Raw genomic sequence first — 13,722 nt, forward strand, 5'->3', positions numbered from 1 at the left:
AGATGTGTATAAGAGACAGATATTTATCTGCCCTAATTCAAAATCTCCAACTTTAATAATTGCCTTGACAACTTTAGTATCTAGTTGACCACTCTCTATTAATCCTTTTATATCAAATAAAACCTCTGTCCCTTGATCACACCTTTCATTTAAATGAGTAGCAGTAACTGGACTATCACCTACAACCTCCCCATTATCATTGACCCCTAGAAATTGAACATCATCTGATTCTAATAGGCAGTTATAAACTTTTACCGCTAAATAACCATTATTATCAGTTGAGTCCATCAACTCTAACTTAACCTTCTTGTATTCTTTAACTTTATTAATCCCTCTCATTCTAACCCCTCCTAACCACTTATAGGTATGTGAATTCAAAATGAAACTTAATGAGTATATTACGACACTTTTGAGTGTCAGTGTGAGTGGGTGTGTGTGAGTAAACTCCAATAAAAAAGACTTTACTCACACTCGACACGAAGTGTCGTAATATCTCTCTATAGCGTCATGGTTAAATTTTATTCTAGATTCACGAGTCTATATAGATATGCAAGTCTAAAGTGTAATTTAATGGGTATATTGCGATACTTTTTATAAGTGTAAGTTGGTGTGGGAGTGTGAGTGAAATTCAATAGAAAGGCACTTCACACACACTCAAACTACTCACTCATACCGATACGAAAGTGTCACACTATCTATCTATTGTTTCACTCTAAAGTTGGATGACTATATTATCAATACTTTAAGCAAACTTTATTCCAGATAAATAATTTATAAATTTAATAATTATAAAAATAGAAATAACAAGAAGACTTTTAAATTAAAAGCTTAGTGAATATTCTTTAATTATTTGCTGTTGCTCTCTATTTCTTATAAATTTTAATTCTTCATAATTATCAGTTACCAATATTACAATTTCCTGATCTAATGCCCCATCTTCAACCATAGAATTTAAGATATTCAAAACCTTCTCTTTAGTCATAGCATTACGATAAGGTCTATCCTCTGTAATAGCTGCAAACACATCAGCCACCCCCATAATCCTACTACCTGTCGAGAGTTCTTGACCTTGATGGTGAAAAGGATACCCTCTTCCATCTAATCGTTCATGGTGAAAAGCAGCCCATTCTTTAATCTCTTGCAATGATTTAATTGGGTCTAAGATCTGATATGTATAAAAGGTATGACCTCTGATAATGTTAATTTCTTCTTTTGAAAGTTTGCCTGGTTTTTCTAAAATTTCTTTAGGTATCGCCAACTTACCTAAATCATGAAAATAACCTGCAATCTTCATTCTACGATAATCATCCTCAACCCATCCCATCAGCTCTGCAATCTTTTGTGCAGTAATTGCTACACCTTTAGAATGGCTAGCAGTAAAACTACTTCTAAAATCTATTATCTTACTTAAAAGTTGACTAAATTCAACTAGACCTTTTAAATTCAATTTAATCTTCATTTTATTAAACTCTGCCATTAACATTCTCTTGATAATATTTGGCCTTACACTTCTTAACCAAAACTCCTCCCTTTTAGCCAATTTCGAAAAAACTTGTATAAAATCTGGATTAAACCTACTGCCAGAGTTCTCCTTAATCTTATCTATTATTCTTCTTTTTTGATTTAAAACATCATATTCACTATCAATTAGTACTGCTATCCTATCTGCCAAACTTAACAGATGGCTTTCTAAAGGAATTTTCTTGCCTCTATAAGAGTTTCCATTACCATAATTCCATTTAAGGTGATGATAACGGATAATAGAAGCTATCCTGGCTAGAGGTTCAAACTCTTTAATTAACAAATATCCTATCTCTGCATGTTTAGGCTTTTGTCTAATATCAAAATTTAATATCTCAGCTCTATCCTTATAAGAAAAAGCCCCAATATCATGAATCGCTGCTGCTAGAACGATCTTCTTTCTTCTAACATCTTTAAAACCAAGCTCCTTAGCTAATCTATAGCTTATATAAGCCACCTGTTCTTGATGGGTACTAGAAGAGTTATTAATTATATTAATTACATGGGATAAGCTGAGAATTATATCAAACAAAGGTATATTGTACTTCTTATCCATTATCTCACCTTCCTTTTATTTCACTTCTATTTAATTTAGGGTAAATAGATACAAGGGGGTATATTAATAGAGACTTTACCTATTGTAAATCCAGCAATTTTGATCATTGCTTCAGCAGTATTATAGTTAAAATTTCTACTCTCCACTAAATCTTCGATACCAAATAAAATCAAAGTTCCTTTATCACAACTGTCTTCTACACTAATTCCCTTTACTCCACGCTCTCCTACCTGCTCACCTCTACTATCTACCCCTAAAAACTCACTATCAACTCCAGCTATTGCACAATCATAGACACGAATAGCTAGATAACCAGGATAATTTACTTCTTCTGCTTCAACCCTCTCAAACTTTATCTTCTTAAATTTACCTTTCTTATCAATACTACTCATCTGCTTACCCCCTTAAATCTATAAGTTCATTTAGTGATTTTTATCATTTAACAACAACGCTATATAGAGAGATACTAAGATACTTTGATTGTTAGGTGGATAGGGGTTAGGAACTATCTAACTACCTAACCCTCCAACTAGCAAAACTTAACTATTAAAAATCTATATTTAAATCTTCTCTATCGATATCTAACTTAGACAAATCTAGCTCTGATAAGTCAATAGCTTCAAACTCTTTTGCTTTTTGATTAGCCTTTTTATCATCTGTTTGATTTTTCTTCACTTTCTTGATACTTGCTTGCTTCTCTAATTGCTCTTTAATTAAATTCAATAACTCTAGATTCTGTTGCTCAGCTTTTCTAACCTTAAATTTCTCGACCAATTTGGCCATCTCTACAGACTCTCTATTGAGTTCTTCACTTGAGCTTGCTATCTCTTCTACCATAGCTGCATTATCTTGGGTACCTTGATTAATCTCTTCTAAAGCTTGCTGAGTCTGTTCAATAGCAGAGGCTTGCTCTCCAGTCGAGATTGAAATATTTCTAATGGACTTATGGACTTCTTTACTATTCTCTACAATATCTTTTAAAGTAGCACCAGTTTCGTTGACTAGATTATTTCCATGTACTATTTTTTTGATAATACTTTTAATCAACTTCTCTATCTCATTAGCAGACTCAGCAGTTCTTTCAGCTAAACTCCTGACTTCATCAGCTACTACAGCAAAGCCTTTACCATTCTCATTTGCTCTAGCTGCTTCTACTGCAGCATTTAAAGCCAATAGATTAGTTTGAGAAGCAATCTCATTAACCGTTACTATAATCTCTGATATCCTCTCACTATGGTCACTTATCTCTCCTATCGCCTCTATAGTCTCACTGACAACATCACTACCAGTCTTTAAGGATTTCATCGTATTTTGTGACAATCTATTAGCATCTTCTGAATTAGAAGAGACCTCTTGCATTGAGGAATTAATCTCTTCTATCGTTGCTGAAACTTCTTCTAAAGCTGAGGCATTATTCTGAGTTCTATCAGAAAGCTCATTATTTCCTTCTGCTATCTCATCAGAAGAATTGGCTATATTTAAAGAGAAATCTTTGATACTACTGATAGTACTACCTAAGGCATCAATTACTTCATTGATATTATCTCCCATTCTACTTAGCTCATCAGCACCCTTGACTCTTACTTTATGACTAAAATCACCTTTGGCCATCTTATCCAATACTAGATCGATTTTTTTTACATTTTTAGATACATTAGTAGTTATTAAAAAGACAATAATGAATACAATAATTAATAGAATTAGATAACCTTTAGTAATCTCCCCAATCAACATATCTACTATTGAAGTCAATTTAGCTTTAGGTGCTGTCAAGACCAAACTCCAATTTACACCTTCAATCGGATGATAAAATGTATACATTTTATCACCAGCCAAATTATATAACCCAAAGCTTTCTTCACCAGCAATAATCTTGTTAGTAACTCCACCTTCTTGCTTACCTCTTTCTAGCAGACTAAGCTCTTCTTTTTCACTAGGATTGGCAAATATCTTACCATCTTTTTGAACTAAGTAGGCATAACCCTTATTACCTAATTTAAAGCCACCTACTATCTCTTCTAAATTTGTTAAAGGAAGACTTTGTCCTAGATATGCTATAGTCGTCCCCATATTATTCTTAACTGGTATAGTAATTACAATAACATCCTTATCCATTATCTCAGACTTTCTAGGATCACTTACCACTAAAGCATTACTCTCTTTAGCCCTTTGAAAATAATCTCTATCTGCTAAGTTTAGCACTTTATCAGCATAGCTAGTCCACCCCTTACCAGCTAAGTCCATTAGTATAAATTGATCTGTCTTCTTAGAATCATCAGCTTTAATCAATTGCTTAATTACTCTCCAGCCTCTCTGTTCATCTGCACTCCAATCATCTTCTAAATCTACCATCTTAGCCATCACAACCAATTCATTCTCTTTAGATCTTAGCCAATTAGCAATTACATCAGCTCCATTTTTGATATTCTCAGTTCCATTATTCTCAACCATTTTAGTAACATTAGTACCAATTAATTTATTTGTATTCTTCACATTCCAGATACCTACTAATATAAAAGGGATCAATATAAATAATAATAACTTATTTCTAAATGTAATCAATTTCTTTAAAACCTCTAACATGTGTATCACCTCTTCCTTAAAATTATTATTTAAACCTTAACTGAGATTAGAAATTATAACTTTTGATAAGTAGTAGGGTAGAGTAACTTCCACTTTTGATTATCCTGTACAATATGATCAATTGAATCTGAATTACCCAAAAATAAATATTGCCTATTCTTTAAATTATTATAAAAGAAATTAAGAACCTCTTGCTTTACATTATCATCAAAATAAATAAAGACATTACGACAAAAAATCAAATCTAACTTTGAATTGATCTGATATGATTTAGTTTGATTTAAATTTAGCCTTTTAAAGATAACTTGTTTCCTTAATTTATCTCTAACTTGATAATATCTCTTATCAGAAGATTTAATAATTTTAAAGTACTTGTCCACTAACATTGGTGATAACTTCTTCAATTCACAGCATGAATAGATTCCTCTAGCCCCTTTCTTTAAGACCTCTGTATTAACATCTGTAGCCAAGATCTTTATATCCCACTCTTCACCAAAAAACTCATTCAATACAATTGCAATACTATAAGCCTCTTCTCCACTAGAACATCCTGCACTCCAGACTCTTATTTTATCTTGCTTATAATTTGATCTAATCTTAGGGAGTAGCACCTCTTCTAAAAATTGGAAATGATATCCTTCTCTAAAAAATTTTGTTACATTAGTAGTTAATAAATTAATTAACTTACACTTCTCACTCTCACAACCGCTTGCTAATTGATAATATTCTTCAAAACTACTTACTTTTAATTCTATTAATCTTTTAGTCAGCCTGGCCTTTACCATTGCTTTCTTCTTCTCAGTCAGCTTTAGTCCTATCTCTTGATAAATCCATTGACTGATATCTTTAAATATCTGATTACTCATCTGATATAACTCCATCTCATCACCTACTTCTATAGAAATCAAATCCACTCCACCCGTTATTTATCATCATGATTATTTGATTATTTCATTTATTAAATAATAGATATAGGTATGTGAATTCAGAATGAAACTTAATGGATATATTGTAACACTTTTAAAATTAGCGTGAGTGGATGTGTGAGTGTGAGTAAACCCCAATAAAAAGAAGTTTTACACACACTCACACTCATAGCTCACACTCGACACAAAGTGTCGCATTATCTCTATATTGTTTCATTCTAAAGTTGGATGACTATATATCAAACCTTCTCTTAAAGCTATAGTATGAGTTAAATTCTTAATCTCTTCTATATCAACCTTGCTCATCAAATTAATAATAGACACCTCAGATAAAATATTCAAAATTTTTCGATGAATCCGAAAACAATCTTCCTCTAAATCTTCTGTTATCACTTCAGAGCTCTCTCGCTTCCATTTAGCTCTATTTCCTCTGCTAAAGTTACTTGCTACTAAAGCGTTCCACTGATCTAGCTCTTTAATAGCTTCTTCATAAAAATCATTCTGCTTTAACTGCTCTAAACTACATGAAAGCCTAGTTTTCATCTCCAAATCAATCCTATTAGAAGAGATTAACTTTTCATCTAAGATAATAGTATGTCCTTGCTTCATTAAAGTAGCTTCTAAGCTCTCAGTAACAAAATTAACAAGTCCCATTACCAGCAAATCTTCATCTATCCCTTCTTTTTTTATCAAATATTCAATTCTATCTTGTAGTTCTGCTAATAACTCTACTTTAGACTTAATACTTGTATCAGTCATAATACCTAAATGAAGTAGTATAGAATCTATCAATTTCTTAAAATTATTGACTTGATCTGCACAATTAAGCTTGTCCCAATCCTTTAAACAATTAATTAATACAGCAACTATAGTCATCGTTCTCCCTCCTTTTTTATAAATCAACCCTCTTTTTTACCAAAATCACAGGAGTTCATATAGATTAATATCTGCTGATCGAGTTCTTGACTTAATCTCTGCACTTCTTTATCTAATAAATTTTCTCTATCTAAAGCTACTGTAACCATCTTAGTCCTTAAAGTATTCAACTTTTCTCTCAATTGATCTTTATCTGCCATAATACGAACACCCCTTTCATCAGAATTCAAGTTTAAAACTGTATAGAAGGGTGCTACAAAGTTATCTTCTACCTAATTGTAGCATCCAATTCTATCTAGTTACTCACAATTGACTTACAATCAAGTCACAAATAAAAAATTATACTAATTTATAAATATAGAGAGTAACCTTTGGGCTACTCTCTATATTATTAAAAGTTTATAGTAATTTTTAATTTTCTGATTAGGTTCAATATTTAACTCATCTTTTAAAATTTCCTTACACTTACGATAAGTTTTAATTGAAAATTCTCTTCTTCCAGCCTGATGATAACTCTTCATCTTATACAGATAAGCATTTTCAAAATAAGCATCTATAGAAAGAATCTTATTGGCTAAGCTGATTGCACTCTTATAATTTTCTTCTTGGTAATAGTATCTCATCAATTCATTGGCAGCTTCTAAAAATAACTGCTGTAATCTTTCTCGCTCCCTTGTAACAAATTCGTTATATAAGTCTCCCATTAAGAAATCATCATTATATAGCTTTATTGCCTCTTTAAAATAATTCATACTTATAGACTTATCTTCAGAATCTTTACCACGCTCAATAAACCCCTCAAATACCTCAACATCATAATAATAAGCAAAGGTATTTGCTAATCCATAAGCATGACCTTTCTTTATGATAAAATAACTATCGGCTCTAGAACCTCTATCAGGCTCTAATATCTTATTCAAACTACTTAGAGCAACATTAAAACTGTGAATAGCTGATTGTTGATCCTTATTTGGCCATAAGATATTACATATTTTCTCTCTTGGTAATAAACTACCATAGTTAATCAGAAATAATTTCAATATCTCCTTAGACTTCTTACGCTTCCAATCAGAATCTTTGACCTTAGTCCTACCTCGATAGAGCTTTAAACCTCCTAAAGTCTTAATCCTTAAAGAATAACCTGGTGCTCTATTATATTCTGATAATTTAATCTTAGAAAGTAAACCCTCTACATACTCCTTTTCAATATTAGCCTCTTTGGCTTCAAGTAAGATTGGAATCAAACGATTTGGATCTCTAAAACCTCCTAATGATGATTTAATAAAGATATTATCAAAGCCATGCTCTTTTGAAATCTTAATTCCTTCTTCAAGATATCTATAGAATTTTTGATTATTTCCTAATTCACGATTGACCTTTGCTAAAATTAAATATGTAGAAGCCAGATACAACTTATTGTTCATCTTCATCAAATGCTTCTTAGCAATACTCAAATATTTATCAGCTTGTTCAAATTGATTTGAAAAATAATAGTTTATTCCCAATACTCTAAATAGTATTATCTCTAAGATTTTATATTTATTGTACCTTGAATCCTCTAAAGTTTTTAAGCAATAATCAATCCCTTTATGACAATCTCCATAAAATGCTTCCCAAATCATCAATTTAATTATTCCTTCTGCTTTATACCATGAAAAATCAATCTTTCTTGTAGTCAAACTATCTATAAAACTAGAATATTTGGATTTTAGAGCATTAGTATCGTAAACCCTAAATAATTCCAAAGTATTGGCTAGATAATAATTTAAAAATTCCTTAACTATCTTACATTCTGTCTTTAAATGGTGCCAAATATATTCTAAAGTAGCACAGAGATTACCTTCAAGTAAATTATAAGTTACAGGTAAGGTAATAGTATAAAATAGTAGATATTCATTCAAGCTCTTACCTTGATCCTCTAATTCTTTAAATAAAGTTTCCGCTTTAGAAGCTTTACCCTCAAATAAATAGATATATGCCTTCAACTCTTTACATTTGCCTTCATCGATTTCAAATTGATCAAGTTTAGACTTTAATTGAACTATATTACCTTTAACTAACATATCAACTAATTCTAATTCTAATAGCTCTCTAGCTTCTAATTTAGAAAAATCATTCTGAAACTCTCTTAGTTTATCAAGATAAGTTGCTAATTTATTTGAAGTAAAGAAGGCATAAATCTTAGCTATTTTAAATAATAGCTTAACTAGATTTTTATTATAAATACCAGTAAGTATCTCTTCTGCTTGGAGATATTTCTCAATTGCTTTCTCAAAATATTCCTTACTTTGATATAAATCACCTTGGTAGATTAATAGCTCTGGAGTTGATAGTATAGTAGATTTAGATAAAGTAGCTAAAGATCTCTCTAATAACGATAGATCTCCTTCTTCTAGCCAGCTTTCTCCTCTATTAATTATCATCTCTATTATCTCTTCTTTAGAACCATTATCTAGAATATAGTCTACAAAGTCTATATCCCTATCGTTTTGTAGATATATTTTTTTAGCTCTCTGCTTTAACAAGTCTAAATCATAAATCTGACTGGCTTTAACCTTTAAAAATCTCTTAAATATATTATGATACTTATATATGTCATTATTAACCTTGAAGATAAATACCCCTTGCTCTAATAGCTCATTTATTATCTCCTGACTATTATTAATGTTTAAAAAGTCATTACAAAATTTTATACTAAAATTACTTAGTATTGATGTTTTAAATAGAAACTCTGTCAAAAAAAGTTTATCATTAGTTAGTGGAGTCAAAACCTCATAATTAAAATAATCAAAGATTAATCCAAAGTCCCCTTCATCACTTAAAAGCTTGTCCAACTTAAGCCCATCCTTTAATCTACGGGCAGCTAGATCAAGAATAATCATCCAGCCCTCTGTCAGCTTATATATCTTCTTGATCTCTTTATAAGTTAAATTCAATCTATAATAATTAATCAGAAAATCTTCAACTTGACTGATATCCAAATTAAACAGACCTTCTTCTATCTTCATTGCTATCCCAGTTATCTGCCAATAAGCAAGTTTAGGTAAATCAATAGCTCTCCTACTGATAATCACCAGATGTAGCTGGGCTGGAATCATCTCTATAAATAATTGTAAGGCATTAATAAAGCCTGAATTTAAACTTAGCTTATGAAAGTCATCTATGATCCAAAATGTATCATCTACTACAACATCATAGATGGATTGGCAGAATTCTTCTAAAAAATCCTCTGCCTCAAGCTCTCTTTCCTCTAATCTACCAAGCAGTTGATTGATTTTCTCCATATCAACATCACTTTTAAAGTTTAAAATTTTTATCAGTTTTCTCCAAAATTCAAATTCTGTAACATTATCTCTCTTGATTCTATACCAGTAAGAGTTCTCATCATATTTATCTTTGAGAAAATTAGCCAAATTAATCGTCTTCCCATAACCCATCTTAGCCTCTATTATAGTCAAGGTATTCTTATCTAACCATGAAAATTTTTCTATCAATTTCTGATTATCCCAAGGAGCATTCACCCTAGATATAATAGACCCTGTTCTCAAAATCATTTAGCTCCCTCCCTCAAAACTATTATTTGTAGTTCACTGTAAAAATATTACTATTAATAACTGTTACTGCTAATTTATAATCTTATTATAACAAGCTACTACTTCAAATCGATTACATATCACTTACAAAACGGTTACAAAACCAGATTATTTTATAAAATTCAAATAAATGTATATTACGACATTTTACGACAAGTGGGTCTGGGTTCCAAAAATAATTTAACCCAGAGCTTTACTTAAATATCATAATCAAAATATATATTTCCTAAAAGAAAAGGTCCACCTATATAATAAAATGTAGGTGGACCTTTTCTTTATTTCAACTTAAAAAAAATATTTTTCTAAATCTGCTATTGTTTTAATTGATTATTGATTCATAATAATCTTCTATCTCTTGACTAGGTGAAATATTTAATTCCTCTTCTAAAATATCTTTACACTTCTTATAAGTTTTGATTGCATAAGTTCGAAGATTAAGCTGTTTATAAGATTTAATTTTATAAAGATAAGCCAATTCAAAATATTTGTCCATCTTTAAACTTCTATCTGCTAGCTGTATGCACTTATTATAATCTCCATTCTGATAATAATACTCCATAATCTCATCAACGATCTCTAAATATAGCTGTTGCAACCTCTTTCTTTCTTTAATTATCTCTTCATTATATAAATCATCAATGATAAAATCATCATAAAGCTCTAAAGCCTGCTGATAGTACTTTACCCTTAATGGCTTATAATTTGCTTGCTTTGCTCTATCAATTAAATTTTCAAAGATTTCAACATCATAAATATAAGCAAACATTCTAGTTAAACCATAATAGTCACCTTCTCTGATAATAAAGTAGGGTTTTTGACCATTCTTTCTTTGTGGTTCTAAAACTTTATTCAGATAGGTTAAATTAACAGAAAAGTTCCGATAAGCATTTTCTTGATTATAATCAGGATATAATATCCGACATATATAGTCTTTGTTAATTAACTGTCCGTAATTAACTAATAATAACTTAAATAACTCTTTTGACTTTTTACGACCCCATTCATCTTCAGCAATTAATTGACTTCCTCGATAAACCTTGAGTCTTCCCAAAGCTTTAACCTTTAATGAATAACCTGGTGCATAGTCTATATCTTCTAAAGAAAGCCCTTTTAAAAGTTGATTTAGATAATCTCTTTCAATTCCTAAAGTTCTTGCTTTAAGTAACAGTGGGATAAAGTGATTAGGATCTCTTGAACCTAGTAAGTTTGGAGTTGACAATAGAAAATTATAATTCTTTTCTCTAATTATACTCAACAACTTACTGATACAATCTTCTAACTTAGTATCTTCCCCACTCTTGTAAAAAACTAAAGCTATCCATAAATAAGCTGAAGCCAATAATAGATTATTTTCAATACTCAGAAAATAATCTACAGCCTGCTCTAACAACTCAACTGCTCTCTCCAAACTATCATCAAAGTAATATTTAATCCCTATGGCCTTATTCAATAGTCCCATAAAAAGTTTATCATCCCTTTTTTGGGCATATTCCAGGCCTACCTTGCCATAATAGAGCACTTTTTCTAAGTCGCCATAAAAGACTTCCCAAAACACTATATTTAAGATCAGTTCTAATCTATACCAGGATGAGTGATAAGGACAATCAGCTATTATATTAAGCTTCTGTAAGTATAATTCTTTCAATTCTACTCTAGGCTCAATATAGCAAAATTCAGCTATCTGTGCTAGATAATAATCAGCAAATAACTCTATTACAAAACTACCTTGATCTAACTTTCTTAAGATATACTCTTGGGCATTATCAAAATTCCCCACAAGTAAATTTATAAGTATCGGTACTATTAAAGTATTGTAAAAAACATAATCTTCTCTAGGCTTATCAATACTGTTGATAATCTTTAGTGATTTGTCAAAATCTCCTTCCATAAATAATAGGTTAGCTAATAGTTCATTGTAATAACCACTATCTTCAAGTCTAGGCAACAGACTTTTTGCCTCTAAATTATCTCCCTTAATCAGATTAGAGATAAACCTTAAATAAATTAGCTCTTCCTCTTCAACTACCGATAGATTAGCTTGCAAAGCCAGTAACTTTTCTAAATATTTTAGAAGGAGATTAGAGTTAAAGAAGGCATATAATCTAGCAGATTTAAAGAGAGATTTCTTTAAATTACTTCTTTCACCTCTATCTCTAAATATCTTCTCACCTTGTTGATAACTAGTTAGAGATTTATAAAGATCATGTCTGTATAGATGATAATCACCTTGATAGAGATATAACAAAGGATTATTCTCAAAATCATCTTCTGTCAAACAGCAAAGGGCCTTCTCTATAAAGTTATATCTTTCCTTCCCGATTAAACTATTACCATTTTGCAAAATTATATCTATCAGTTTGGCTTTACAATTGTTTTGACAACTATAACAGGTTGCTTCTTCAACCATATCAAGTTCTAAGTATATATCTATTAATCTACTATGGTCAAAGTCGATATAGATTTGCTTAAATTTATTCCTTAAAAATTCTTTAAATAGGTTATAAAATCGATACCTTCTTTCACCTACTCTCTCAACTAATCCAAAGTTATCCCTTATTAACTTAATTAGCTTATCACTATTATCTATCTTTAAAAAGCGATTAGCAATTTTAATATCTAATTCTATCAGCAAGGATGTCTTCATTAAGAATTCTATTAATAACTCATCATCTATTTTAGCCAGAACCTGATAATTAAAATAAGCATCTATCATTTCAAAGTTATCATAGTTATTAAGAAAATCTTCTAAATTCTCTTTATTATACTCTTTAGCAATAAAGTCAATGGCTAAAATCCAGCCTTCAGTCTTTTGATATATCATCTTTAGCTCATCTTCAGATAGATTTAGATTATACTCTAAAGTTAATAACGACTTTATTTCTTCTTTATTGAGCATAAATTCATCTTCCCCTATAAATTGGACCCTGCTCTGTATCCCCCATCTTTCTAATTTGGGCAAATAAATCTCTGACCTGGTGATAATTACTAGATGAAAGGAGTTAGGGATTAAATTTATAAAATAACTTAAGCTATTAGCTATAATATAATTATTAGCAAGGAATTCTAGATTATCAATTACTAATATGCTGTCATTATTTAAGTTATCAAATAATATCTCCACTAAATCATTTAAAACAGTCTTGATATCTAACTCTTTTTGTTCAAGATTTCTAATAATCTTATTCATCTCTTCTCGTAAATCATTATTATAAAAGATAAAGGCTTCAACAATCAGCTTCCAAAAAATATTAAGATCTAATTTAAAGTTTTCATTAAGGCTTAACCAAGTGAATTTGCCGTTAAAATTGCTTTCTACAAACTTAGATAAGCTACTTGACTTACCATTACCCATGCCTCCTCTAATAATTGTGAGGGGATAATATTTAATATTATTATATTTATTCCATAAATCCTTGTTATACCACTTATTAAAGTGATAATTAGATCTCCTAAAATGATTTTTGTTCATATTATTCATTCAAAGTCCCCATTTCCCAAAACATATTTTTGACCTACTACCCACCCCGTTCGTAACCTCACAAAATTTTAGATTCACAAACCTCTAATCTATAGATAAACAACTTTAGAATGTAATATAAAACCCACCTCACCCCTAACCCCTCTCCTCATATCAGGAGAGGGGAATAAAAGATGCTTTAGTCCTCTC

At 30.5% G+C, this 13,722-nt stretch carries 9 protein-coding genes; all 9 read right to left on the reverse strand.

All coding sequences use genetic code 11. The features are described 5' to 3' along the window. The coding region (locus ACTCDL_RS08915) for a hypothetical protein (protein ID WP_463175912.1) at positions 1-339 on the reverse strand (339 nt) is incomplete at its 3' end. Between the two features lie 481 nt (positions 340-820). After that, entirely contained in the window at positions 821-2,077 is a 1,257-nt protein-coding gene (locus ACTCDL_RS08920; RefSeq protein ID WP_463175915.1) for an HD-GYP domain-containing protein, read from the reverse strand. 35 nt (positions 2,078-2,112) lie between these two features. Beyond that, positions 2,113-2,469: a hypothetical protein gene (locus ACTCDL_RS08925; RefSeq protein ID WP_463175916.1), complete on the reverse strand. Its 357-nt coding sequence runs from the start codon at positions 2,467-2,469 to the stop codon at positions 2,113-2,115. Positions 2,470-2,623: 154 nt separating this feature from the next. Beyond that, positions 2,624-4,660 carry a methyl-accepting chemotaxis protein gene (locus ACTCDL_RS08930; protein WP_463175917.1) on the reverse strand — a complete coding sequence of 679 codons (2,037 nt, stop codon included), beginning with the start codon at positions 4,658-4,660 and terminating at the stop codon, positions 2,624-2,626. A 53-nt stretch (positions 4,661-4,713) separates the two neighbouring features. After that, positions 4,714-5,568: a CheR family methyltransferase gene (locus ACTCDL_RS08935; protein WP_463175920.1), complete on the reverse strand. Its 855-nt coding sequence runs from the start codon at positions 5,566-5,568 to the stop codon at positions 4,714-4,716. A 231-nt stretch (positions 5,569-5,799) separates the two neighbouring features. After that, positions 5,800-6,462 carry a hypothetical protein gene (locus ACTCDL_RS08940; RefSeq protein WP_463175921.1) on the reverse strand — a complete coding sequence of 221 codons (663 nt, stop codon included), beginning with the start codon at positions 6,460-6,462 and terminating at the stop codon, positions 5,800-5,802. 23 nt (positions 6,463-6,485) lie between these two features. Next, positions 6,486-6,662, reverse strand: a complete 177-nt coding sequence (locus ACTCDL_RS08945) for an aspartyl-phosphate phosphatase Spo0E family protein (RefSeq protein WP_463175922.1) — start codon at positions 6,660-6,662, stop codon at positions 6,486-6,488. A gap of 183 nt (positions 6,663-6,845) precedes the next feature. Continuing rightward, the gene (locus ACTCDL_RS08950; protein WP_463175923.1) at positions 6,846-10,016 is read right to left on the reverse strand and encodes a BTAD domain-containing putative transcriptional regulator; all 3,171 of its coding nucleotides are present in this window, start codon (positions 10,014-10,016) and stop codon (positions 6,846-6,848) included. A 358-nt stretch (positions 10,017-10,374) separates the two neighbouring features. Continuing rightward, positions 10,375-13,407 (reverse strand): bacterial transcriptional activator domain-containing protein, encoded by a 3,033-nt coding sequence (locus tag ACTCDL_RS08955; protein WP_463175924.1) that lies wholly within the window; start codon positions 13,405-13,407, stop codon positions 10,375-10,377. Positions 13,408-13,722: the final 315 nt, after the last annotated feature.

This window comes from Orenia sp., assembly GCF_055140805.1.